Raw genomic sequence first — 22,858 nt, forward strand, 5'->3', positions numbered from 1 at the left:
CGCCCTTTCTGCTGTTGTCTCAGAGGTCCAGCACGAGCTTGTCGGAACAGGAGCTGGAGACGCACACGAACATCGAAGTCTGCGAACGGTGTTCGTCGTCATCGAGAATCGAGTCTCGGTGGTCGGGACGTCCCGCGAGGACAGTCACCTGGCACGTACCACAGGTTCCTTCGCGACACGAGGAGAGAACGTTCACCCCGCACGCGCGGACGGCGTCGAGGATGCTGCTACCGGGCCGGACCGTCACGGTTCGGCCTGAACGGGCGAGTTCGACGTCGAAGGGCGCATTGCGGACCGGGGCGCTGCGTTCTCTCGGGACGAAGCGCTCGGTGCGGAGCGTACCGAGCGGCCTGCCGGTGCAGAGTGCTTCCACCGCATCGAGGAGTCGGCCCGGCCCACATGCGTACAACTTCGTGTCGAAACCGGCTTTCTCCGATATCCACTCGGCCAGAGGGAGCAGGCCACCGCGATCCTCCGGGACGATCGTGACATCGCCACCCATATGAGAGATGTCGTCCAGGTACGCCATCGCTCGGCGAGTGCGCCCACCGTAGAGCAGTCGCCACTCCGCGCCGAGTACCTGCGCTTGCCGGATCATCGGCAGAAGTGGCGTGATGCCGATGCCTCCGGCGATGAACGCATATTTCTGTGAGGGCACCATCGGAAAGTTGTTCCTCGGTCCTCCGATGCCGATATGGTCTCCCACTTTCACGTGGTCGTGGATCAGAGCGGATCCGCCGCGTCCCTCGCTCTCTCGCAGAACTGCCACGCGATAGCTGTAAGGGTCCCACCGATCTCCGCACAACGAATACTGACGGGTCATTCCGTTCGGCAATATCAGGTCGATATGCGAGCCAGGCGTCCAGTCCGGCAGTCGTTGTCCGGAAGCGTGGCGGAGCGTCAGGGCGACGACATTCTCTGCGACCGTATTCTTTTCGCTCACGACATAGGGCGACTGCGCGGTCACGTTGCTCTGGAGTTTCAGGTCCATGTCGGATCCCCCTGGTGTTCGAAGACATGTGGAGCGATCAAGTCGAAAGACCTGGATCGTGCGATGAGAGACTCGGGAACAGGCGTCGCCTTTCGTGTGACGTCCGGCCGGCAGCGACGCCGTGCTGCCCGTTTCGGTGGACCGGCACTGCCGTCAGGGCGCGAGGACAGACTGTGTCAGGAATACAGCGATGTCCTGTCGGATCTGTGCGGCCACCGCAGCGGGGCGCGAGAGGAACGGGTTGTGTCCGGCGTCGAATCTGGTCGTCGTGGTGGTGTGCTCACTCATCGACTGTTGAATCGAGGGGGGCAGCGCACGGTCCTGTTCGCAGAGAATGTAACTCGTGGGGACTGACTTCCAGATGGCATCCCGTAGGGGGTGTGCGGCCGAATCGAGACTCTGGTGGGTCAGGCGCCCGCTGTGTTCTGCAGCCCGCTCCGGGGGGAGGTCGTGGTAGAAGACCTCCTCCGGGTGGAGTGCATCCATGTACCCCTCGCTGGGGTGGACATCCCACCAATCCGGAAGCCCGTGCTCCCCGGCGAGGTCTGCCACGGACTGGCCTACGTCCAGCACCCATGCAGCGATGTAGACCACCCCGATGACGTTGTCCAAGCCGCACAACGCCTGGGTTGTCGGTAGTCCTCCGTACGAGTGGGCGACCACGACCACCGGTTCGGTGATCGATCGGACCATCGAGCGAATGGCGTCGACGTCGTCGTCGAACGACCCGAGTTTCGCAGGGTCGTGTCCGGAGGAGGGGAGTTCGACAGCGTCGACAGTGTGGTCGGTCATCTCGGCTCGGAGGTCGTCCCACACCCACGCGCCGTGCCACGCGCCGTGAACGAGAACTACGGTCGGATTCTTCTGATCGTGCGTCATGACAGTCCGTTTCCTAGGGGCGAGGGGATGGTTGCGGTGCAAGGCTTGCGACATCACGTCGCGACAGCTGCGATGGTCAACCGAATGAGTGATCGACGGCCGTCGCGACTGTTCTGTTCGATGTCGCGGCCGGGCGCGGCGCCCGGACAGCGTCGAGGTCACGGCCGGAGCGCTCGGGCAACGACAGGGCGGCCCATGCACTCGCTACCGAGATCACCACCAGGAACAACGCTATCGGCCAGGTGTTCGTGCCGCCGCCCGCGGCTGCGAGCAGCGTTGTGGCGATGAGGGGGGAGAATCCGGAACCGATGGTCTGCGCGAGTTGGTAACTGGTGGATACTGCGGTGTACCGAACCTCGGTCGGGAACAATTCGGTGAGCATCACCGGTGCGACCCCGTTGACCGACGTCATCACGAATCCGATATAGAGCGACACGGTGATGACCATCGTCGCGGTGCTACCCGTGTTGACGAGGTGGAAGATGGGGAAGGCCAGGACTGCGGTTGCAGTGATCCCGGCGATGATGACCGGGCGACGTCCTATCTTGTCGGAGAGCGCGGCATAGACCGGCGTCATGACGATGCTCGACAGGGTGCCCAGGAGTACTGCGGTCAGAGCAGCGGAGCGTGAGTGCCCGATCGTCGGCGTGTAGGAGAGAAAGAAGATCGCGAAAACGCCCATCCCGCAATAGGGTCCGATCTGAAACAGGATCGACTTCAGCAGCGTGGCCGGCTCGGAACGGGTCAAGGCCAGGATCGGGGTTCCCTGTGCGGGAGCCTTCGTGGCCGAGCGGTTGTCCTCGAAGACCGGGCTCTCGGAGATGCGAGCCCTGAAGTACATGCCCAGAGCGAGCAGGCCGAAGCTGCACAAGAAGGGTACCCGCCAGCCCCAGCTGAGCATCTGATCCTCGGGCAGCGAGGCAACCCACAGCATGGCTCCGGTGGCGAGGACCGATCCGGTTGGGGCTCCCATTGCGGCAGAACTGCTTGCAAGGCCTCGCTTTTCAGTACTCGCATGCTCGGACACCATCAGGACCGCGCCGCCGTACTCGCCGCCGACCGCGAAGCCCTGCACCAGGCGCAACATGACGAGCAGCAGCGGTGCCGCCGCGCCTATGCGGTCGTAGGTCGGTAGCAGGCCGATCGCACCACTGGTGATTCCCATCGTGACCATGGTCACCACCATCACGTTCTTTCGGCCGAAGCGGTCTCCGAAGTGCCCGAAGACAATGGCGCCGACGAACCGGGCCACGTAGCCGGCGGCCAACGTCGCGAGAGCGACGAGAGTGCCGACGACCGGGCTCAGGTTCGAGAAGAAGACTCGATTGAACACGAGGGCAGCTGCGGTGCCGTAGAGGAGAAAGTCGTAGTACTCGATCGTCGTCCCGAGGTAGCTGGACAGTGCGACGCGGCGGACGTACGAGGGTGATCGATCTGGTCCGAGGGTGCTCACGGGCAGTCCTTCCGAGGATCTGTGTCGGCGTTTGCAGCCACTACTCGATGCGTGATGTGACTCACACTTGTCGGCCGCGAGCAACGTACATCACATGCAAGATTGAATGCAATAGCGCGTTGATGTGCACCCATCGGCTGGAAAACTGCAGCTCAAAGCTATTGCATTCAAGATTGAATGCAGAGTATGGTCCACATCACACGGTCGATCGTCGGTGATCGGCGCCCATGAAAGTGAGACACATCGATGGTTGCGACAGCTGCCGAACGCGCACCAGCCACCGGCGCGATCCCGACCGAACGCTTCTCCGCTGCCACGGCGCACGAGGCGGCCGGCCGGATCGGCGCGCTTCCGGCCCGGATTCGGCCCGCCTATGACGGTGCGGAGATCTACGGTCCCGCCTACCCGGTGCTGTGTCCGGTGGGGGACAACCTGTGGCTGCACCGCGCTGTCGCCGAAGCGTCCCCGGGAGACGTGCTGGTGGTTCAGACGACCGCCGGCGCGGAGTACGGCTACTGGGGTGAGATCCTCAGCGAAGCCGCGCGCGCCCGCGGCTTGGGCGGACTGGTTCTCGATGGAGGTGTCCGAGACGTGGGCGCTCTCGCGCACGTCGGCTTTCCCGTCTTCTCCTCGTCGATCTGCATCAACGGCACCATCAAGGATCCTGATGCACCGGGCAGGCTGGGTGGCCCGATTCGACTGGGCGCCCACCGAATTGCGCGCGGCGACGTCATCGTCGGTGATGTCGACGGTGTCGTGGTCATCCCCCGAGATCAGTGGCCCGAGGTGCAGAAAGCCTCGCGGGAGCGTGAGGAGAAGGAGGCCGCGATCATCGCCCAGATTCGATCCGGCGCCTCCACCCTCGACCTGTACTCCTTGCCCCGCTGACATCTCCTCCCCGCCGGTGGTCGGGTGCACCGACGCCGTGTCTCACTCACGAAAGAGGTTTTCCATGTACATGTTTCACGCTACAACAGTCAGGAACGAGGTCGATGCACGATGAGTCGAATCGTGGCCGTCGTCGGCACTTCTCACAGCCCGATGCTCGGCATGGAGCCAGAGCGCATGTGGAATCTGCGTGCCGAGAACGACGCGGCAGGCGAGTACGACCTGTACGACCGACGGGGAGCTGTTCGCACCTTCGAGGAACTCGTCACCGCGGCTGACGGCCGATACGACGACGAACTGTCCCTCGAGACCTGGAACGCGAAGTACGACGCAGCATCGGCCTGTGTGGACCGCCTTCGCAAGGATCTGATCGCGCTCGAGCCCGACCTGCTCATCGTCATCGGCGATGATCAGGAGGAACTGTTCACGGCCCGCAACCAGCCTGCGATCGCGGTGTATCACGGCGAGAAGATCGAGACGCACAAGCCGATCGAGATGGGAAACGCTCTGCTGAGCCAGGTGCAGCGCAACCTCGGCATGGACGGCGAGATATACCCCGCACATCCGACGGCCGCGCTCCACATCATCGAGGAGTTGATCTCCCGCGATTTCGACATTGCGTCGAGCTCGGAAACCGAGACCGAAGGTGGCTTCGGCCACGCCTTCGCGTGGGTGGTGGGCAAGATGCTGAAGAACGTCACCATTCCGATGGTGCCGGTACTGATCAACACATACTTCCCGCCCAATCAGCCGACCCCCGGCCGGTGCTACGACCTCGGCCGTGCTCTGGCCGGTGCGGTCGACTCTCTGCCCGGTGACCTTCGAGTCGCGGTCGTCGCCTCGGGCGGGTTGAGCCACTTCGTGGTCGACGACGAGCTCGACCGTCGCATCCTCGACGCCATGATCGACCACGACGAAGCTACTCTGCGCGCTCTGCCTGTCGAGCAGCTGAACTCCGGTACGTCCGAGGTTCGCAACTGGATCGCCGCTGCCGGCGCAGCACAAGATCTCGACCACCGCTGGAGCGAATACATCCCCGCCTGGCGTAGTCCCGCCGGCACCGGTATCGGTCTCGCGTTCGGGCTCTGGACATGAGCGAGTGCGGACGGCTTGCCGCGCTCGACACCTGTGCGGTCTCGGACGCGCTCGACGCGCTTCGACTACCGGGTGCGGCACTGGGTCTGCATGCGGTGTCCGGTGAGCGTCGGATCGCGGGACGCGCCGTGACTGTCGATCTCGTCGAAGCAGAGGGTGCCGGCGCCGCGCCGAGGCATCTGTGCACCGCCGCAGTCGATGCCTCCGGACCAGACACGATCATCGTGGTCGCGCATCACGGACGCTCACACGTCGCGGGTTGGGGCGGCGTGCTGTCCGCCGGAGCCGTCGCTCGCGGTAGCGAAGGCGTGATCGTCGACGGTGCGGTACGGGACCTCGATGAGGCCCGCCAGTTCGGACTGACCGTGTACGCGGCGACGTCGGTACCCGTCACCGCACGCACACGCATCGTCGAACGAGCGTGGGATGTGCCGGTCGAGATCGCCGGCGTCCGAGTCGAACCGGGCGACTACGTACTTGCCGACGGCAGCGGAGTGGTCTTCGTTCCGCGCGATCGTATCGACGAGGTACTCGCCATTGCCGAGAGGATCGCCGCCAAGGAGGCCCTCATGCTCGCCCGTGTCCGAGAGGGCGAATCGATGGCGACAGTCATGAGCGCCGACTACGAAACCATGCTCGATCGAGAGGCAAGCCGATGACCGACCATGCGCAGATCACCGAAGACCTGTCCTCGCTCGACACGAGTCACCTCAGCGACGCACTGGACAAACTAGGCCTCGCCGGACAGTGCGCGGGGCTGCTCCCCCTCGATCGCACGGTTCGTCTCGTCGGTCGGGCCTTCACCGTTCGCTATGTCCCGGTGGGGGACGACGGCGGAACAGTCGGTGACTACATCGACGACCTCGACCCCGGCACCGTTGTCGTCCTGGACAACGCGGGGCGCCTCGACACGACAGTGTGGGGGGATCTCCTCACCGCGACCGCATCTCATCGCGGTGTGTCCGGGACCGTCATCGACGGAGTGTGCCGTGACTCCGATTGCGCAGTGGAGCTGAACTACCCGGTGTTCAGCCGTTCGCGGTGGATGCGAACCGGCAAGGACCGCGTACGGGTGGACGGCTACAACGTGCCGGTGTCCGTCGGCGGGGTACGGGTCGAACAAGGGGACTGGCTCGTCGGCGACGCCGACGGGGTCGTCTCCATCCCGCTCGGCCGGGTCGGCGAGGTCATCGACCTCGCGTCCGGAATTCGCGACACCGAAGACGTCATTCGACGCGCCGTCCGATCAGGACAGTCGCTGACCGACGCGCGCCGCGCGCACGGTTACCACACTCTGCAGACCCGACGGAAAGGCTGACCGGCATGGCTCTCGCCGACATCGCCGATGTCGTGATCGTGGGCGGTGGCCCTGCGGGGTTGACGGCCGCGATCCAACTCGCGCAACTGGGAATCGACGTCACCGTCTACGAGCGACGTGCCACCACGTCGCACCTCCCGCGAGCACACCTGCTCAACCAGCGCACGATGGAGATCTTCGACGCGATGGGGGTCGCGGACGACGTGTATGCCCTGTCACCGCCCGAGGACCGATGGCACCGTGTCGGCTGGTACACCTCGCTCGCCGGCGACCGACCGGGACAAGGCAGGGAAATCGGCCACATCGACGCCTGGGGAGGGGGCGCGGACCGCGAGCGGTATGCAGCAGCCAGCCCCAATCGATACGCCAACGTTCCGCAGATGCGCCTCGACCCGCTGCTCCGGACACACGCAGACCTGCACTGCGCGGGCAAGATCCACTACGGACACGAGGTGCGTGACCTCCGGCAATGCGATGGCCATGTCGAGCTCGACATAGTCGAGATGGCCTCGGGTTCCACGCACACGGTGCGAGCTCGTTACGTCATCGCCGCCGACGGTGGGCGAGTGTGCTCGACACTGCTCGGCGTGTCTATGGAAGGGCCGACACAGCTTCTGGACATGGTCAGCATGCACGTCACCGCAGACCTGTCCTCCTGGGCCGTCGACGACCAGGTACTGCTCTACTACTTCGTCGATCCCAGTGGTTCGGGTTCCTTTCGAGGAAGCATCTGCGCCATGGGGCCCGACACGTGGGGGACAGAATCTCGCGAATGGGCATTCCACCAGGCGTTCTCCTGGGGAGACCCCGCAGCCAAGGACACCGACACCCTCGTCGCTCGTGTCCGGGACATGCTGGGTATCCCGGATCTGCGCTTCGATGTCCACGCGATCAGCCATTGGGAGTTCGAAGGAGTGACTGCCGCGCAGTACCGTGTCGGCGACGTGTTCCTGGTGGGCAACGCGGCTCACCGCCATCCGCCGACCGGTGGGCTCGGACTCAATACCGCGGTGCAAGACGTCGACAATCTTGTCTGGAAGTTGTATCAGGTACTGCGCGGGCACGCCGGCGACGAACTGTTGGACACCTACGACGCAGAGCGCCGCCCGGTCGGCCTGTTCAACGTCCGTCATTCGCTGGAGAACGTCGGCGGTCATCGACGCGTCGCAGCAGCCCTGGGATTGAGTGCGGGCATCTCGACCGACGAGGGCTGGGCCGCCATCGACGCGTGGCTCGCACCGGGTGCCGACGGGGAGCGGCGCCGCGCCGATGTCGCCGATGCGGTGGCCTCCAACGCCGACGATTACGGCCAGCTCAACGTCGAACTGGGCTTTCACTATTCGGAGGGCGCTGTCGTCCCCGACGGCAGCGCCCCACCGGTCCCGAGCAACCCGTTACGGGACTACATTCCGACCAGCCGGCCAGGCCACCATCTGCCGCACGCACGGATCGACCAGAGCGCGTCGGCCGGATCGACTCTCGATCTGATAGATCGCCGGCGGTTCACCCTGCTCGTCGATCCTCGGACCGCACAGATCTGGACCGATGCCGTCGCCGCACGACACTTGCCCGTCGAGGTCGTCGCCATCGGCGGAGACGGCTCGGACGAACGGCCGGGAAGTTGGACACGACTACGCGAAGTGGATTCCGGCGGTGCAATTCTCGTTCGTCCCGACCGCCATGTTGCATGGCGGGCGATGACACTGCCGTCCGAACCTGGATCCGACCTCGCTGCTGCGCTGCACACACTCACACGCACGGAAGGAGCGCTGGCATGAACGACTCGGTCCCTGTCATCGATGACGTGATCTCCGCCCGTCGACATTCGGTGGCAGACGTCCTGCACCGCACCGCGAGGCGAGTCCCGACCAAGACGGCACTCGTCGGCGGCGATCGCGTCATCGACTACCGCGAACTCGACACCTCGGTCGATGTCGTCGCCGGGGCACTCCATGCCCGTGGTGTCCGCCGCGGCGATCGAGTTGCGATTCTCTCGCGCAACAATTGGCAGTTCGTCGTGCTCACCTACGCCACAGCGCGGCTGGGTGTCATCCTCGTCCCGATCAACTTCATGCTCACCGCAGACGAGATCGCGTTCATCCTCGGCAACAGCGAGATCGCAGTCATGGTCACCGAACCGGCGTTCGTACCGGCTGCCGAGCGAGCACTCGCCGTCTACGATCGGCCTCTGGCGGCGAGGGCAGTCATCGGAGCCACCGACGACCACACCGGCTGGGAGCCATTCGAGTCCTGGCTCGGGGTAGGCGACGCCGCTCCCGATGTGGTTGTCGGAGATGATGATCCGGTACGGATCATGTACACATCGGGTACCGAGTCGCGTCCCAAGGGCGCACTGCTGTCCAACCGTGCGCTGATTGCGCAATACACCAGCTGCATCATCGACGGCGGAATGGCGAGCGAGGACGTCGATCTGCACACCCTACCGCTGTATCACTGCGCGCAGCTCGATTGCTTCCTCGGCCCCGACATCTACCTCGGAGCCACCAGCATCATCCTTCCCGCGCCCGACCCCGACAAGATCCTGGCGGCGATCGAGACCCATGGCGTCACCAAGTTCTTCGCACCACCGACGGTGTGGATCTCGCTGCTGCGATCTCCGAACTTCGATCGAACGGACCTGTCGTCTCTTCGCAAGGGGTACTACGGCGCATCCGCGATGCCCGCCGAAGTGCTGCGCGAGATTCTCGAGCGCATACCGGACGTGCGGCTGTGGAACTTCTACGGACAGACCGAATTGGCCCCGGTCGCCACGATCCTCGGTCCCGATGAACAGGTGAGTCATCCGGGTTCCGCCGGCCGCCCGGTGCTCAACGTCGAGACCGTCGTCGTGGACGAGAACAACACCGTTCTTCCGGTCGGAGAGATCGGGGAGGTCGCTCACCGCAGTCCACAAGCCACCCTCGGCTACTGGCGTGATCCGGTACGTACCTCGGAAGCGTTCCGCGGCGGCTGGTTTCACTCGGGTGATCTGGGCTGCTTCGACACCGACGGCAGGCTGACCATCGTCGACCGCAAGAAGGACATGATCAAGTCCGGCGGGGAGAACGTCGCCAGTCGCGAGGTCGAGGAAGAGATCTACCGTCATCCGGATGTCGCCGAGGTCGCCGTCTTCGCGATTCCCCATCCGAAATGGGTGGAGGCCGTCTGCGCGGTTGTCGTGGCCAAACCGGGAACCGACCTCGACGAGGTGGCAGTGCGGTCACACTGCTCGAATCGATTGGCGGGATACAAGATCCCCAAACACGTCGTGATCGTCGACACCTTGCCGAAGAACCCGAGCGGAAAAATTCTCAAGCGAGACCTACGCACCGCCTTCGCCGACCTCGCAACTACAGCCGACCTCGCAACCACGGAGAGATGACCGATGACACGTCGATCGATCGAGATCCCGGGCCTCCACCACGGCAGAGCCCCCATCCCGCAGGCCTCGCTGGTGGGTCCGTTACTGACCTCGAGCGGAATCAACGGACTCGACCCCGACAGCGGAGCCGTACCCGAGACCGTGGACGCGCAGGTAGCGCTGATCTTCTCCAATATCGGCCGCATCCTCGACAAGGCGGGCGGCACCACGGACGACATCGCCAAACTGACGTTCTTCGTGCGAGACCGGGCGGCACGGGCGGTCATCGATCCGCACTGGGTGGCGATGTTCCCCGACGAGGTCAGCCGCCCGGCACGGCACACCCTCGAGTACCCGCTTGCCGACCCGCTGCTCATCCAGTGCGAACTCATCGCGTACGTCGGCGACGCCTGACACCCCGCGTGACCCACACGATCGAACTACCCCCAGACACGAGGAACATGATGATCATCGACTCACACGCCCACATCGTGGCACCCGACGGTTTGTACGCCTTTCGCGCGAACCTGATGGCCGACGGTGGGTATCACATCGGGCAACCCAAGATCAGTGACGACTCGCTGGCCGCGTGTTCGCACAGCAACGTCGAGACCATGGACGCCGTCGGCACCGATGTGCAACTGCTGTCCCCGCGCCCGTATCACCAGGGACATTCGATGAAGCCCGCACGGCTGGTGGACGCGTGGATCCGCGCGAACAACGACGTCATAGCGCGCACCGTCGAGATGCACCCGACACGGTTCGCCGGTGTGGCCGGTCTGCCCATCACACCCGACGAGCCGGTCGAACGTGCGTTCCCGGAGCTGCGCCGTACCGTCGAGGAGCTCGGATTCGTCGGTGTGACCGTGAATCCGGATCCCCACGAAGGCACCGGCACAGCGCCGGCCCTCGGAGACCCCTACTGGTATCCGCTGTTCGAGCAACTCGTCGAACTGAAGGTTCCGATGCAGGTGCACTCGGCCGGGTGTTACAACGGCCGTGAGACCTACAGCGAACACTTCATCACCGAGGAATCGATCGCGATTCTGTCGATGATCCGGGGAAAGGTGTTCGAACGCTTTCCGACGTTGAACGTGATGATCTCGCACGGCGGTGGCTCCGTGCCGTATCAGCTCGGTCGATGGCAGGCCGAACATCTTCATCCCGGACTCGGCGGCGACCCGCATGCGCCGCGCTTCGAAGACCACCTGAAGCATTTCCATTTCGACACCGTTCTGCACTACTCACCCGCGCTCGAACTGCTGCTCAAGACTGTCGGGTCGGACCGAGTGCTCTTCGGAACGGAACGTCCGGGTAGCGGCTCGACCGAGAATCCTGAAACGGGGCGCCCATTCGACGATTTGAAGCCGGTCATCGAGGGCTTCGACTTTCTCGACGAGACCGACCGCAGAAAAGTGTTCGAAGAGAACGCGCGACGCGTCTTCCCACGGCTGAAGGTCTGAACTGCGCGGAGTGGACCTCCTGTCGGACGAGGGGCGTGATCTGCGATTAGGCTGCAGGTCACGCCCGTCCTGTAGGGACGGGTTCGGATCGTGGAACGGATGACCTCGGGCGAGGAGGATGGGATGGCGTTGCGGACACGGCTGGGTACCGCCGGAATCATCGCCCAGCTACGCAAGCTGATCCTCCTCGGAGAGCTTGTCCCCGGGGAGGCGCTGCGCCAGGAAGAGCTGTCACAACGACTCGGCGTCAGCCGCGTCCCCATCCGCGAGGCATTTCTCGTCCTGGCCAACCAGGGTCTGCTGGTGCACCGCCCGAACCAAGGCTTCGTCGTGGCGAAGCGAACAGCGTTCGAGCTCAATCAGTTGCACACCCTGCACACTCTCCTCGAGACCGAACTCAACTCGAGCATTCACTGGCCGGACGCATCCGCACTCGAGCACCTGCGCAGCCTCAACGCCGAGATGGAAGCGAAGGACGACGACGGCGATGTCATCGGGTTCATCGACCTCAATCACGAGTTCCATCGGTCAGTGTGGAGTTTGTCGCCCCACAACCTGGTGATCACCGAGGTCGAACGCATCTGGACTCTGTCGGATGCATATTTCGTCAGCAACTACGGATCCTCGGAGCGACGGCGGCACGCTGTCGAACAGCATGCGCAGATCATCGACGCCCTCGCCGCCAAGGACATGACGATGTTCCAGAAAGTGTCGGCCGAGCACCGTGACGACACGCGCGGGGGAGCAAACGACGCCCTGACGCGCGCCCACACCTGACTGATCCGGCGGAGCCCTGACATGCTGCTCAGGAAGCAGGCCTTCGTTAGTCCGGGTAAATCCAGCTGATCGGGTCGTCGAAGCCTTGGAAGCGAGAGGTCTTCGGTTCAATCCTGACAGGAAGCTCTACGTCCGCGCAGGTCCGGCACGGTCCCGGGGCGCCCGGATCAGAGGTCTACGAGCACTGTGATGCGCTTGCCGTCTCGCAACTCTGCGAAGGTGTCGACGAGTGCGTCCAGTGGTGCGTGGGTGACCCAGCCGTCGAGTGGTGGGGGCCGATTCTTCACGAGTCGTACTCGTCGACGGAGGCCAACGGCATCACCCTCATCGGACCCGACGACTGGCTCGAGCATCCCGGAAGTGTGGGCAGAGCAGGGTTGGGCATCATCCACATCTGCGACGACGCGGGAACGGAACTCGCGGTCGATGAGATCGGCACAATCTACTTCGAACGTGACTCGATGCCCTTCGCGTACCACAACGACCCCGAGAAGACGCTGAGCGCGCAACATCCGACCGAACCGACATGGTCCACCGTCGGTGACATCGGCTACGTCGACGACGACCGATACCTCTATCTGACGGATCGGAAAGCGTTCATGATCATCTCGGGTGGGGTCAACATCTACCCGCAGGAAGCGGAGAATGAATCACCCTAGGTTCCGTGCCGTCTCCAATCGGGGCTGATCCTCGGTGATGAGGCCAGCGTAGTGGAGCGTCTCGTACTCGATCGGTGGCACGTGCCCGATGCTCGAATGCAACCGCCTGTTGTTGTACCAGTCGACCCATCCGGCGGTCGCGAACTCGACATCGGAGGCCGTCCGGTACGGCCCGGAGTGGAAGATCGTCGTGCGGATGCACTCGCTCTTGTAGAGCCCGTTCGCCGACTCGATGAGGGCGTTGTCGTAGGCGTCCCCGACGGACCCGATGGATGCGGCGATGTCCTCGAGCGCCAATCTCTCGGTCAGCGTCACCGACGTGTACTGACTGCCTGCATCCGAATGATGTATCAGCTCAGCAGCTTTCACCGGATAGCCTTCCCTCCGGCGTTGCCGCAACGCCATCCTCAGCGGCACCGTCACCAGCTCCACCGACTTCGAGGTGGAGGCGTGCCAGGCGACGATCCGGCGTGAGAAGACATCGACGATGAACACCACGCATACCCACCCAGCCCACGATCTGACGTAGGTGAAATCGGTGACCCAGACGCGGTTGGGTTCGTCCGCCCGGAATTGCCGGTTCAGCAGATCCCCGGCACGAATGCCGTCAGCGGCGGGAATCGTCGTCCGGATACCCTTCGACCTGCGCACACCGTTGTGGCGCAGGGTTCTCATGGCACGATCGACCGCCCCGTGGGACACACCGGGCAGAACGGTGCGGTCGAGGTGGGCTCGCATCTTGACCCGCCCGTACAGGCCTTCCGGCGTCATCCGCCGACGCCCGTCGTCGGCGGTGCGCCAGACGGCATCGCGCACCGCGTCGACGACCACTGCGTCGGAGACGGTCCGTACCGCGGGCCGACGTGTTCTCCAGGCGCGGTAGGTTCTCGCGGCGATCGCCACACCCTGCTCCCGCAGGACCCGGCAGATCGACTCGACCGCAAAACCATTCGCGCGCAGCGTATCTATGAATCCGATGATCATCGGTTGCGGGGGTCGAGTTCCCCCGCGAAGAAAGTCGTCGCTGCTTTGAGAATCGCGACGTCCTCGCGGAGTTGCCGGTTCTCCGCTTTGAGTTTGCGAATCTCAGCCGATTCCTCCGACGTCGTCCCCGGGCGAGCGCCGGCGTCGACCTCCGCTTGCACCGCCCACCGGCGCACTGTCTCAACACCGACACCGACCTGCTTCGCGATCGCCGCCGACGCCGCAGTCAGCGACGGGTACTCCTGGCCGTGGGTCTGCAACAACCTCAAGGCCCGCGAGCGGACCTCCGGATCGATCTTCTTGGGCATGTATTGCATCCTTCCTGACTCAGAAGGAAGCGGCATCAAACCCGGGGTGATTCAAGCTCACCGGAAACTCTCCGCATCAGCAGGTCACGCCAGGGGGCACGGGACGACAGTGGGCACATCACGATGGTGAGCGCCACCTCCAGCTGCTGTCGGCGCTCGGTCCACGTCGAGGGTCCGGTAGACGATGCGGTCGATCATCGCCGAGGCGATGGTGGCTTCGCCGAACACGTCTCCCCAGCGGGCGAACGGCGAGTCGATCCTCCAGCGGCACCCTCATCGGCAGCACGCAGGGTCCAGGACGGCGCGAAGTGCGTGGTGGCCTCCGAACGCCGGGGCATGAACGTCTACTACTCGGCGCGCCCCGAGGCGCTCGACCCTATGCGGACACCTATTCGACATATGTCGCAACCCTGGAGGTTCGGATGTCCCGTGCTCAGCTCGCCCTCGACGTCGACGACATCGACACCGCGATCACGTTCTACAGCAAGCTCTTCGGCGTGGCGCCGGCGAAGGTCAAGCCCGGCTACGCCAACTTCGCCATCACCGAACCGCCCTTGAAGCTGGTGCTGATCGAGAACCCCGGCCAGGGCGGCACCATCAACCATCTCGGCGTCGACGTCGACTCGTCGGGCCGGGTGCACGAGGAGATTGCCCGCCTGACCGGCGAGGGGTTGTTCACCGACGAGGAGATCGGCACCACCTGCTGTTTCGCCACCCAGGACAAGGTGTGGGTGACGGGACCCGGTGGGGAGCGCTGGGAGATCTACACCGTTCTCGCGGACTCCGACACCTTCGGTTCGCAGCCGATCCCGGCGCCCGCACCCAGCGTTCGCGCCGATGCGGCCCCCGCAGGGGCGACGAACACCACCTGCTGTTGACACCGGTCGGCGTCCGCGCGGTGCATCGCGCACCCGACACTGGTTACCGCTCAGGTCAGGGTCGAGGTGAGGTGCTCCACCGCATATCGTGCGGTGCGGCCGACGCCGATGAGTGTCGCGGATGCGGGGCCGGTCCAGTCGCCGTAGCCGAGGAAGACCATGGTGGGTTCGCCGGCGGCGTGCAGCCCGTCCATCGCGATGCCGCCGTCAGCGGTGGGCAGGTGCAACGGACGGAGATGTCGTAGCGCCGGCCGGAATCCGGTGCACCACACCACCGCATCGATCCGTTCGACGCCGCCGTCGTCGGTGACGACACCGTCGGTCGTGAGTGCGGCGAACATCGTGCGCGCCCGCAGGGCGCCGCGATCACGGGCGTCCCGCACCGACGGCACCATGACGACATCGCCCAGCCCGGCCACACCGCCGGTGTCGTCACCGGCGGCGAGTGCGCGGGCGCGCCGGGTGGCGACGTCGAACAGCACACGACCGTCGACGTCGTCGGGCAGGAACCGCGGCGGCCGGGTGGTGAACCACAGTGTGTCGGCGAAGGTGGAGATCTCGGCGAGAATCTGCGCGGCGGAGTTGCCGCCCCCGACGACGGCGACCCGGCGCCCGGTGACGGTGCCGGGCCCGTCGTACTGCGCGGTGTGAATCTGACGGCCCCGGAACGATCGCATGCCGGGGTAGGTGGGCCAGAACGGCCGGGACCAGGTGCCGGTCGCGTTGATCACCGCCTCGGCCGACCAGGATCCCGCTGTGGTGTCGATCCGGTACCCGGAACCGTTGCGGCGCACCGCGGTCACGGAGACCGGTCGTCGCACCGGCAGCTCGTAGCGTTGTTCGTACGCGCTCAGGTAACCCACGACGTGCGATCCGGGTGGGAACTCCTGTGACGACGGGGACATCGGCCACCCGGGCAACCGGGAGTGCGCGGCGGGGGAGAACAGATGCAACGACGGCCAGTGGTCCCGCCAGGACCCACCAGCGGCCGGTTGGTCGTCGAGAATCATGTACTCGAGGCCTGCTCGGCGTAAGTAGTACCCGGCGGCGAGGCCTGCCTGACCGCCGCCGATGACCACCACCCGGGTTCGGGCGGTGGTCATCGGGTTCGTGCCGTCGGTGTGCGGTGCGGTGATGGCGTCAGTCCCGCAGGCGAGCAGCGAGTTCGTCGACGCGGGCGGCGATGTCGTCGCGCACCAGGCGCATCCGCTCGATGCCCTCGATCCCTCGCGTCGAGGGCTCGTCGGTGTGCCAGGTCAGGTAGGTCGGTCCCTCGACCGGGTCGAGGGTTGCCTCGCTGCCGAGGGTGATCACGTAGTCCATCCGCGACAACAGGTCCGGATCGATCGGCTTGGGGTGCTCGCCGGTCAGGTCGACACCGATCTCGAGCAGCGTCTCGGCGGACAGGGCATTGACCGCGTTTCCGGGGGCGGTGCCGGCGGAGTGCACCTCGACGTCGTTGCCGGCGGCCTTGCGCATCAGCCCGGCGGCCATCTGCGATTTGCCGCCGTTCTTCACGCAGACGAACAGCACACTGGGTGTGTCGGACATGGGGGACTGCACCTTTCGGGTGTTCAGCGGCGGAAGTGCGTCAGGTGTGCGCAGTGCTCGGACATCACGATTCCTTGCTCTGGGATACCGGCGCGGTCCGCGAGGAGGTGAAACGCCTGCGGAGAGCGAGAGAGACGTACACCAGGCCCACCAGGACAGGTACTTCGATCAACGGTCCGACGACGCCGGCGAGGGCCTGGCCGGACGTGGCGCCGTACGTGGCGATCGCGACGGCAATGGCGAGCTCGAAGTTGTTGCCCGCTGCGGTGAACGCCAGGGTGGTGGTTCGCTCGTAGCCCAGGCCCATCGCTGCGCCGAGTGCGTATCCGCCGCCCCACATCACCGCGAAGTACACCAGCAGCGGCAGTGCGATACGGACGACGTCGAGGGGCTGGGAGGTGATGCGGTCGCCCTGCAGGGCGAAGAGAACGACGATGGTGAACAGCAGCCCGTAGAGTGCCCACGGCCCGATCTTCGGGATGAACGAGGTCTCGTACCAGTCGCGGCCCTTGGCGCGTTCCCCGAAGTGGCGCGAAGCGAATCCGGCGATCAACGGGATGCCCAGGAAGATCAGGACGGACTTCGCGATCTGCCACGGCGATGCCTCGATGGTGGTCTGGTCGAGGCCGAGCCAGCCGGGGAGAACCGAGAGGTAGAACCAGCCGAGGACGGCGAACATGACCACCTGGAAGACCGAGTTGATCGCCACGAGGACGGCTGCGGCTTCGCGGTCGCCGCAGGCGAGGTCGTTCCAGATGATGACCATCGCGATGCACCGGGCGAGCCCGACGATGATGAGGCCGGTGCGGTACTCGGGCAGGTCGGGAAGGAACAGCCAGGCTAGGGCGAACATCAACGCCGGTCCCAAGATCCAGTTCAGGGCAAGGGAACCGAGCAGGAGCTTCTTGTCGCCGGTGACGGTGTCGAGCCGGTCGTAGCGGACCTTGGCCAGCACCGGGTACATCATGATCAGCAGGCCGATCGCGATGGGGAGCGAGACGCCGTCGACGGAGATGGACGACAGCGCGTCGTTCATCCCCGGAACCAAGCGACCGAGCAGCAGTCCGAAGACCATCGCGACGCCGATCCAGATCGGCAGGAAACGATCGAGCGTGGACAGCTTGCCGACGACGGCGGGGTGGTCGGCGGTGTTCGCCGTGGTGCTCACGCCGTCACCAGCCCGGTGTCGGAGACGTCCACGTCGTCAGCGGTGGGATCTGTAGCGGCGAGCACCGCCGACAACTGTTGCAGCGCAGCGGGAACGACCCAGTAGTAGACCCAGGTGCCGCGGCGCTCGCAGTCCAACAGTCCGGCCTCGCGGAGCACCTTGAGATGGTGGGAGATGGTCGGCTGAGACAGGTCGAACGAGCCGGAGATGTCGCAGACGCAGGCCTCGCCGTTCTCGTGGCTGGCCACCAGGCTCAGCAGGCGCAGACGGGCCGGGTCGCCCAGTGCCTTGAACATCCGCGCGAGATCCTCGGCCCAGTCGGTGGTCAGAGGTTCGCGGGTCAGCGGTGAACAGCATCCGCCGCTGGTCGCTGCGACGGCCACGGTTTGATTCGACACCCGTCTATATTGACGGTTGTTGAATCGACGGTCAAGTGCATCGACGCTCTCGGGCCCGAAGCCACTCGACCCGAGGGTCTTTCGTTGCCTCCGTCGGTGTCCCTCGTCGCTGACGAGGCCGCACTGCTGCGCGCGACGATGACGTCGTGAGCATCGTCGATCGCGACGATCCCTGCGGAGCGACAGGAGCGAAGCCCCATGGCATCGAGACGCATCGTGGTCGCCACTGCCAGCCGTCACGGCGCCACCGCCGAAATCGGTGAGCGCATCGCCCGCGTCCTCGTCGACGAGACCAGCTCGGGTAGGCGGTTCCGCACCCCGCGTCAGCCTCGCCGCCGCAGGACGAGGTACCGCAGCCCGAACGAGCCCATGGCCACGACGAGCACCGACGCGAGCGCCACGGAGGCGGGCATGTCGAATCCGGTCAGTGACACCACGGTCGCCGCCGTTCCGGCGACGAGCAAGACGTCGGTGAACGCTCCGCTCGCCGCGCGGTCGTGCCAGACGCTCTCGATCGACCGATCGGGATCTCGCGGAGCGCCGGAGATCGTGTTCCTGTCGACCGCCACCACCCAGGCCAGGCCGGCTGCGGCCCAGCCGAAGGCGAACGCCATGGCGAGCTGTCCGACGCCGGCGGGAGTGCCGATGGAACCGGTGTCCACGACGACGACCGCGACGACCACTGCGACGACGACACCGATGGGAACCGCCAGCCACAGGGCGGACAGGTGATGGGAGCCGACCGTCGTTCGGCCCCAGCGACTTCGCGATGCGTCAGCTGTCGATGCGGTGGCGATTCCCGGATCGTCCACGGCGGTTCCCTTCGCTCGGTGTCACGTGTGCTCGACGCGTGCCGACAGGGTCGCATGTCAAGCGTGCTTGACACAAGGGGACGGCGTCGAGCTCACCGGCCCATCGTGTGGAACTCGGCGTTGGGCACGACCCCGGTCAGATGTGCGAGACGGTTCGACGCGGCGAAGAACGCCGTGATCGCACCCACGTCCCAGATCTCCTCGTTCGAGAGACCGGCTGCGCGAGCGGCGTCGACGTCGTTGTCGGAGAAGCGTTCCGGTGTCCTGGTCAGAGCGAGCGCCACATCGACGATGGCGCGCTCCCGATCGGTCAATCGCGCCTGCTCCGGATTGGTGGCGACCCGGTCGGCGATATGAGGATCCTTCGTCCGTACCCGGAGGATGGCGCCGTGGGCGACCACGCAGTACACGCATCGGTTGGCCCCGGAGGAGGCCACCACGACCAGTTCTCGCTCGGCCTTGGTGAGCGGCCCGGGCTGATCCATCAGAAGATCGTGATAGTCGAAGAATGCTCGCATCTCGTTCGGTCGGTGGCCGAGCGCGCGAAAGATGTTGGGCACGAACCCCGATTTCTCGACGATCGGGTCGATCCGCTCCCGGAGGTCCGCGGGAAGTTCGCCGATCTCGGTCAGGGGGAAACGGCTCTCGTTCATGGGACCTCCGGTGGTGCGACGTTGGGGCACTGTGTCCGTGAACGGTAGAACAGCCGTCTCAGCGCTCGCCGGCATCGTCGCGTTGGCCGGCGGGGATTGCCCGCATGATCAGCCACGCGGCGCCGCCGGCCACGACCATCAGGCATGCCGCGACGGCAGACGTGAGGACCACCCCGCCGGTGAAGGCGTTCGCTGCCGAGTCGAGCAGTCCGTCGGCCAGGGCGGTCGGCAGTCGGTCCGCCACGGTGCGGGCGCCACCGAGAGTCTCACTCGCCGCGGACGTGTCCAGCCCGGCGCTGTCGGGCGTGATGACGTCGGCGCGGTACTTCGCCAACAGGATCGCGCCGAGTACCGATGTGCCGGTGACGGCGCCGATCTCGTAGGCCGTCTCCGAGATCGCGGCCGCTGCACCGGCCTTCTCCGGAGGAGCCGTCGACAGGATCATGTCGTTGGAAATGGTCTCGGCCACTCCGATACCTCCACCGAGGACAGCGAACGCGATCACGAAGGGCCACACCGCTGTCGGCTCGGCGAACACCGCGATCGTTCCGTACCCGAGCGCCGCCAGGGTCATTCCTGCGGAGATGATCACCGCCGGCCGCAGTACCCGCGCCAGGAGCACCGCCAAGAGACCGGCGGCGATCATCGCCAGGATGCCCGGCACCAGGCGAAGCCCTGCCTGCATGGGGCCCAGCCCGACGACGAGCTGGAGGTGTTGCGAAACGAAGTACAGGAATCCGACGAGCGCGAAGATCGAGAGCAGGTTGACCACCACGGCGCCGGCGAACGCGGGCACGGTGAACAGGCGGACGTCGAACATGGGGTCGGGCCGTCGGAGCTGACGGCGGACGAACAGCCACACGGCCAGCGCGCCGATCACTGCGGGCACGGCGGTTCCCGACCAACTTCCGCCGTTCGCCGAGTCCTTGATCGCGTACACGATCGGGGTCAGCGCGAGCAGGGACAGGGCGATGCTGACCGCGTCGACACGTGCGGGGTGCGGATCCTTGGATTCGGGCACCAGAGCGGGTGCGAGCAGCAACAGGGGAACGAGAAGGGGGACCGCGAACAGGAACACCGAGCCCCACCAGAAGTGCTCCAGCAGAAACCCGCCGACGACCGGTCCCATGGCGGCTCCCGCACCGATGGAGGCGGACCAGATCGCGATGGCCAGGCGGCGCTCGGATCGATCGGTGAACAGATTGCGCAGCAGAGACAGGGTCGCGGGCATCAAGGTGGCACCGAACAGGCCGAGGCCGACGCGTGCTGCGATCAGCATCTCGGCGGACTGGGAGTAGGCCGCGACGACGGATACGGCGGCGAAGCCGGTCGCGCCGACGAGAAGCAGTCGTCGCCGTCCGATGCGATCGCCCAGGCTCCCCATCGCGACGAGGAGCCCTGCCAGAACCAGCGGGTAGGCATCGATGATCCAGAGTTGTTGCGTCCCAGTAGGTTGCAGCGATTCTGCAATCGACGGCAGGGCAAAGGACAGCACCGTGTTGTCGATGGCGATGATCAGCACGGGAAGCATCAGGACGGCGAGTGCGGACCATTCGCGCGGTCCGGCTGTTCTGCCCCGGGTTTGCCGGGTCTCGGTCGGGGGATGGGTGAGTTCTGACATGTGCCGTCCTCGGTGAGTGGGTGTGATCGTTACTGTACCGACTGGATGGCGCAGTAACGAGGCCGACTCGATCCGACCCGTACCATCGCCCCGTGCCCCCTCCTCCCGTCGCGCGCGAGAAGTCGCTGAACGCCTTCGTCAAACTCGTCCTCGAACAAGGTGAGAAGGCTGCGACCCTCGACGCGGTCGCGGCGGCGGCCGGCATCTCGAAGGGCGGCCTGATGTACCACTTTCCCAACAAGGAAGCCCTGGTGGACGGACTGATGGGGGTGGTCGAGGAACTGGCGGCCGAGGACGTCCGACGGATGCGAGCGCACCCAGAGGGCGCTGCGGTCTATCACCTCCGCACCTCGACGTTCCACGACACTCCCGTCGACCGCGCCGTGGTGGCCACCATGCGCCTCAGTCAAGGGTCGAATGCGGTCGCGCAGCAGACCCTCGCGCGGATCCGGCAATCCTGGCTCGACGTGTTGAACGAGCAGATCGCCGATCCTGCCGTGGCGGAGGCCGTCCTTCTCATGGGGGACGGCCTCTACTTCGCCGCGGCCTCGACCGGACCGTACGGCCGGCCCCCCGACAACATCGACGCGCTCGTCGAGGTCGCGCAGAGGCTCGTCGACGCTCGATTCTGACGTGTGGACAGTGGACGGTCAGCTTTCGACCGAGGAGCCGACAGTCCACGACACAGGGCAGTCAGGAGCGGCAGCTGTCGAAGACGTAGGCCTCGTCGTCGGGCTTCACGAGGTCGTGATCGCGCAGGATCACCGAGAGCGCAGGGTCCGTGTTCGCGCACGCCCTGTCGAAGGAGTCACGACCCAGCTCGTCGGTGTACTCGATGTCCAGGACGACGTCGTAGTGCTCGGTGTAGTCGGCGCATTCCTCGAACTCGATGCAGGACTCGGTGATCGCGAAGTCGTATCCCGCGCTGCGGAGCTCGCCCGCCCGGTCGGCCGTGTTCTTCTGGGCGATGGCCAGGCCGGCCCGGTGAGCGGTGTCGGCGAACAGCCGTGCCAGGGCCAGGTTGTCGTCGGCGCTCAGCATGTCGTTCGAGCGGGTGTAGGAGTCGAGGTTGTCGATCTCCACCGCCTCGTAGCCGTCGCTCCCGCATCGCTCGATCCACGGTGCGACGACGGCCGCGAGGGCGGAACGCTTGGCGTCGGTGGAGGTGTCATAGATGTACTCGTCCGGCCACCCGGGGTCCACCAGCGGCTCGCCGTCGACGCGCAGCACCAGATCGGGATTGGCGGCGGCGAAGGACGCGGACTCCGCGGGTTGGGTTTGGAAGCCGTTGACGTAGCAGATGTCGTACCCGGCGTCCGCGGGTCGATCGGTGCGGTCGCGGGCGACCACCGTCACGCCGGGCGGCGGGGGATACCCGCCGCCGAGCTGGTAGTCGAACGCGGAGCCGGGGAGCGGCAGCGTGACACCGCCGTGGCCGACGACAGAACTGCCGGTGGTGTCGGCGGTGACGGTGTCGTCGCCCTGTCCGGCGTCCGCGTCGTCGTCGAGGGAACACCCCGACACGGAGACGAGCACGTAGGCGGCGACGAGCAGGACAGCACGGGAGAAGGGCCGGAGCACAGCGCCTCGCATTTCGGTTC

General features: G+C 65.6%; 23 protein-coding genes and 3 pseudogenes. 13 read left to right on the forward strand and 13 right to left on the reverse strand.

The annotated features are described in order from the left end of the window. Positions 1–19 precede the first annotated feature (19 nt). From HQ603_RS00235 to HQ603_RS00245, 3 genes are all read right to left on the reverse strand, one after another. Positions 20–991 carry a PDR/VanB family oxidoreductase gene (locus HQ603_RS00235; protein WP_222682415.1) on the reverse strand — a complete coding sequence of 324 codons (972 nt, stop codon included), beginning with the start codon at positions 989–991 and terminating at the stop codon, positions 20–22. 153 nt (positions 992–1,144) lie between these two features. Further along, positions 1,145–1,870 carry an alpha/beta hydrolase gene (locus tag HQ603_RS00240; protein WP_222682416.1) on the reverse strand — a complete coding sequence of 242 codons (726 nt, stop codon included), beginning with the start codon at positions 1,868–1,870 and terminating at the stop codon, positions 1,145–1,147. A gap of 76 nt (positions 1,871–1,946) precedes the next feature. Next, complete coding sequence (locus HQ603_RS00245; RefSeq protein WP_222682417.1) at positions 1,947–3,323, reverse strand: MFS transporter; 1,377 nt, start codon at positions 3,321–3,323, stop codon at positions 1,947–1,949. 246 nt (positions 3,324–3,569) lie between these two features. Here HQ603_RS00245 and HQ603_RS00250 point away from each other — a divergent pair, with 246 nt between their 5' ends. The 11 genes and pseudogenes from HQ603_RS00250 to HQ603_RS18735 all read left to right on the forward strand — a co-directional run. After that, on the forward strand, positions 3,570–4,211 hold the full coding sequence (locus HQ603_RS00250; RefSeq protein WP_068148323.1) for a 4-carboxy-4-hydroxy-2-oxoadipate aldolase/oxaloacetate decarboxylase: 642 nt from the start codon (positions 3,570–3,572) through the stop codon (positions 4,209–4,211). Positions 4,212–4,322: 111 nt separating this feature from the next. After that, a complete protein-coding gene (locus tag HQ603_RS00255) occupies positions 4,323–5,306 on the forward strand; it encodes a hypothetical protein (protein WP_222682418.1) in 984 nt (327 codons plus the stop codon). Then, positions 5,303–5,965, forward strand: a complete 663-nt coding sequence (locus HQ603_RS00260; protein ID WP_188547908.1) for an RraA family protein — start codon at positions 5,303–5,305, stop codon at positions 5,963–5,965. Before HQ603_RS00255 ends, HQ603_RS00260 begins: the two co-directional genes overlap by 4 nt. Then, positions 5,962–6,624, forward strand: coding sequence for an RraA family protein (locus HQ603_RS00265; RefSeq protein ID WP_068148314.1), 663 nt, complete (start codon positions 5,962–5,964; stop codon positions 6,622–6,624). The genes HQ603_RS00260 and HQ603_RS00265 overlap by 4 nt, the downstream gene beginning before the upstream one ends. Positions 6,625–6,629: 5 nt before the next feature. Then, positions 6,630–7,730: pseudogene (locus HQ603_RS19170) on the forward strand (FAD-dependent oxidoreductase); the annotation flags it as partial. A gap of 177 nt (positions 7,731–7,907) precedes the next feature. Further along, the gene (locus HQ603_RS19175) at positions 7,908–8,402 is read left to right on the forward strand and encodes an aromatic-ring hydroxylase C-terminal domain-containing protein (protein WP_371829997.1); all 495 of its coding nucleotides are present in this window, start codon (positions 7,908–7,910) and stop codon (positions 8,400–8,402) included. After that, positions 8,399–10,006 (forward strand): fatty acyl-CoA synthetase, encoded by a 1,608-nt coding sequence (locus tag HQ603_RS00275; protein ID WP_222682420.1) that lies wholly within the window; start codon positions 8,399–8,401, stop codon positions 10,004–10,006. The genes HQ603_RS19175 and HQ603_RS00275 overlap by 4 nt, the downstream gene beginning before the upstream one ends. A gap of 3 nt (positions 10,007–10,009) precedes the next feature. Continuing rightward, entirely contained in the window at positions 10,010–10,399 is a 390-nt protein-coding gene (locus HQ603_RS00280; RefSeq protein ID WP_188547900.1) for a RidA family protein, read from the forward strand. Between the two features lie 47 nt (positions 10,400–10,446). Further along, a complete protein-coding gene (locus HQ603_RS00285; RefSeq protein WP_222682421.1) occupies positions 10,447–11,448 on the forward strand; it encodes an amidohydrolase family protein in 1,002 nt (333 codons plus the stop codon). Positions 11,449–11,547: 99 nt separating this feature from the next. Further along, complete coding sequence (locus HQ603_RS00290) at positions 11,548–12,225, forward strand: GntR family transcriptional regulator (RefSeq protein ID WP_222682422.1); 678 nt, start codon at positions 11,548–11,550, stop codon at positions 12,223–12,225. A gap of 260 nt (positions 12,226–12,485) precedes the next feature. Next, positions 12,486–12,872: pseudogene (locus tag HQ603_RS18735) on the forward strand (acyl-CoA synthetase); the annotation flags it as partial. Positions 12,873–12,875: 3 nt separating this feature from the next. Here HQ603_RS18735 and HQ603_RS00300 read toward each other — a convergent pair. Together HQ603_RS00300 and HQ603_RS19180 are read right to left on the reverse strand one after the other, a co-directional pair. After that, positions 12,876–14,176, reverse strand: a protein-coding gene (locus tag HQ603_RS00300; protein ID WP_222682423.1) for an IS3 family transposase whose coding sequence is annotated in 2 segments (ribosomal slippage) — positions 12,876–13,903 and positions 13,903–14,176 — 1,302 coding nt in all. Because the reading frame shifts where the segments join, the coding sequence is not laid out codon by codon here. Between the two features lie 177 nt (positions 14,177–14,353). Continuing rightward, positions 14,354–14,425 (reverse strand): annotated as a pseudogene (locus tag HQ603_RS19180) (ATP-binding protein); the annotation flags it as partial. 173 nt (positions 14,426–14,598) lie between these two features. Here HQ603_RS19180 and HQ603_RS00310 point away from each other — a divergent pair. After that, the gene (locus tag HQ603_RS00310) at positions 14,599–15,054 is read left to right on the forward strand and encodes an ArsI/CadI family heavy metal resistance metalloenzyme (RefSeq protein ID WP_222682424.1); all 456 of its coding nucleotides are present in this window, start codon (positions 14,599–14,601) and stop codon (positions 15,052–15,054) included. Between the two features lie 50 nt (positions 15,055–15,104). Here the strand turns inward: HQ603_RS00310 and HQ603_RS00315 are convergent, their stop codons facing one another. The 7 genes from HQ603_RS00315 to HQ603_RS00345 all read right to left on the reverse strand — a co-directional run bounded on the left by HQ603_RS00315 (position 15,105) and on the right by HQ603_RS00345 (position 21,257). Then, the gene (locus HQ603_RS00315) at positions 15,105–16,157 is read right to left on the reverse strand and encodes an ArsO family NAD(P)H-dependent flavin-containing monooxygenase (protein ID WP_222682425.1); all 1,053 of its coding nucleotides are present in this window, start codon (positions 16,155–16,157) and stop codon (positions 15,105–15,107) included. Between the two features lie 37 nt (positions 16,158–16,194). After that, complete coding sequence (locus HQ603_RS00320) at positions 16,195–16,605, reverse strand: arsenate-mycothiol transferase ArsC (RefSeq protein WP_222682426.1); 411 nt, start codon at positions 16,603–16,605, stop codon at positions 16,195–16,197. A gap of 64 nt (positions 16,606–16,669) precedes the next feature. Further along, positions 16,670–17,773 carry an ACR3 family arsenite efflux transporter gene (gene arsB, locus HQ603_RS00325; RefSeq protein WP_222682427.1) on the reverse strand — a complete coding sequence of 368 codons (1,104 nt, stop codon included), beginning with the start codon at positions 17,771–17,773 and terminating at the stop codon, positions 16,670–16,672. Continuing rightward, the gene (locus HQ603_RS00330; protein WP_371830947.1) at positions 17,770–18,156 is read right to left on the reverse strand and encodes an ArsR/SmtB family transcription factor; all 387 of its coding nucleotides are present in this window, start codon (positions 18,154–18,156) and stop codon (positions 17,770–17,772) included. The genes arsB and HQ603_RS00330 overlap by 4 nt, the downstream gene beginning before the upstream one ends. A gap of 338 nt (positions 18,157–18,494) precedes the next feature. Further along, positions 18,495–18,983: a hypothetical protein gene (locus tag HQ603_RS00335; RefSeq protein ID WP_222682429.1), complete on the reverse strand. Its 489-nt coding sequence runs from the start codon at positions 18,981–18,983 to the stop codon at positions 18,495–18,497. A 92-nt stretch (positions 18,984–19,075) separates the two neighbouring features. After that, a complete protein-coding gene (locus HQ603_RS00340; protein ID WP_068148171.1) occupies positions 19,076–19,636 on the reverse strand; it encodes a peroxidase-related enzyme in 561 nt (186 codons plus the stop codon). A 58-nt stretch (positions 19,637–19,694) separates the two neighbouring features. Next, a complete protein-coding gene (locus HQ603_RS00345) occupies positions 19,695–21,257 on the reverse strand; it encodes an MFS transporter (RefSeq protein ID WP_222682430.1) in 1,563 nt (520 codons plus the stop codon). A gap of 92 nt (positions 21,258–21,349) precedes the next feature. On the opposite strand from HQ603_RS00345, the gene HQ603_RS00350 reads away from it, so the two are divergent. Next, positions 21,350–21,889, forward strand: coding sequence for a TetR/AcrR family transcriptional regulator (locus HQ603_RS00350; protein ID WP_068148166.1), 540 nt, complete (start codon positions 21,350–21,352; stop codon positions 21,887–21,889). Between the two features lie 61 nt (positions 21,890–21,950). Here the strand turns inward: HQ603_RS00350 and HQ603_RS00355 are convergent, their stop codons facing one another. After that, complete coding sequence (locus HQ603_RS00355; RefSeq protein WP_222682431.1) at positions 21,951–22,850, reverse strand: endo alpha-1,4 polygalactosaminidase; 900 nt, start codon at positions 22,848–22,850, stop codon at positions 21,951–21,953. Positions 22,851–22,858: the final 8 nt, after the last annotated feature.

Source organism: Rhodococcoides corynebacterioides (genome assembly GCF_019834675.1).
Lineage (GTDB): Bacteria > Actinomycetota > Actinomycetes > Mycobacteriales > Mycobacteriaceae > Rhodococcoides > Rhodococcoides corynebacterioides_A.

Excerpts from the sequence above, each read along its gene's own strand:
- HQ603_RS00235 (WP_222682415.1), bottom strand. The coding sequence starts at position 991 with ATGGACCTGAAACTCCAGAGCAACGTGACCGCGCAGTCGCCCTATGTC.
- HQ603_RS00240 (WP_222682416.1), bottom strand. The coding sequence starts at position 1,870 with ATGACGCACGATCAGAAGAATCCGACCGTAGTTCTCGTTCACGGCGCG.
- HQ603_RS00250 (WP_068148323.1), top strand. The coding sequence starts at position 3,570 with ATGGTTGCGACAGCTGCCGAACGCGCACCAGCCACCGGCGCGATCCCG.
- HQ603_RS00255 (WP_222682418.1), top strand. The coding sequence starts at position 4,323 with ATGAGTCGAATCGTGGCCGTCGTCGGCACTTCTCACAGCCCGATGCTC.
- HQ603_RS00260 (WP_188547908.1), top strand. The coding sequence starts at position 5,303 with ATGAGCGAGTGCGGACGGCTTGCCGCGCTCGACACCTGTGCGGTCTCG.
- HQ603_RS00265 (WP_068148314.1), top strand. The coding sequence starts at position 5,962 with ATGACCGACCATGCGCAGATCACCGAAGACCTGTCCTCGCTCGACACG.
- HQ603_RS00275 (WP_222682420.1), top strand. The coding sequence starts at position 8,399 with ATGAACGACTCGGTCCCTGTCATCGATGACGTGATCTCCGCCCGTCGA.
- HQ603_RS00280 (WP_188547900.1), top strand. The coding sequence starts at position 10,010 with ATGACACGTCGATCGATCGAGATCCCGGGCCTCCACCACGGCAGAGCC.
- HQ603_RS00285 (WP_222682421.1), top strand. The coding sequence starts at position 10,447 with ATGATGATCATCGACTCACACGCCCACATCGTGGCACCCGACGGTTTG.
- HQ603_RS00290 (WP_222682422.1), top strand. The coding sequence starts at position 11,548 with ATGACCTCGGGCGAGGAGGATGGGATGGCGTTGCGGACACGGCTGGGT.
- HQ603_RS00310 (WP_222682424.1), top strand. The coding sequence starts at position 14,599 with ATGTCCCGTGCTCAGCTCGCCCTCGACGTCGACGACATCGACACCGCG.
- HQ603_RS00315 (WP_222682425.1), bottom strand. The coding sequence starts at position 16,157 with ATGACCACCGCCCGAACCCGGGTGGTGGTCATCGGCGGCGGTCAGGCA.
- HQ603_RS00320 (WP_222682426.1), bottom strand. The coding sequence starts at position 16,605 with ATGTCCGACACACCCAGTGTGCTGTTCGTCTGCGTGAAGAACGGCGGC.
- HQ603_RS00340 (WP_068148171.1), bottom strand. The coding sequence starts at position 19,636 with ATGAACGAGAGCCGTTTCCCCCTGACCGAGATCGGCGAACTTCCCGCG.
- HQ603_RS00345 (WP_222682430.1), bottom strand. The coding sequence starts at position 21,257 with ATGTCAGAACTCACCCATCCCCCGACCGAGACCCGGCAAACCCGGGGC.
- HQ603_RS00355 (WP_222682431.1), bottom strand. The coding sequence starts at position 22,850 with ATGCGAGGCGCTGTGCTCCGGCCCTTCTCCCGTGCTGTCCTGCTCGTC.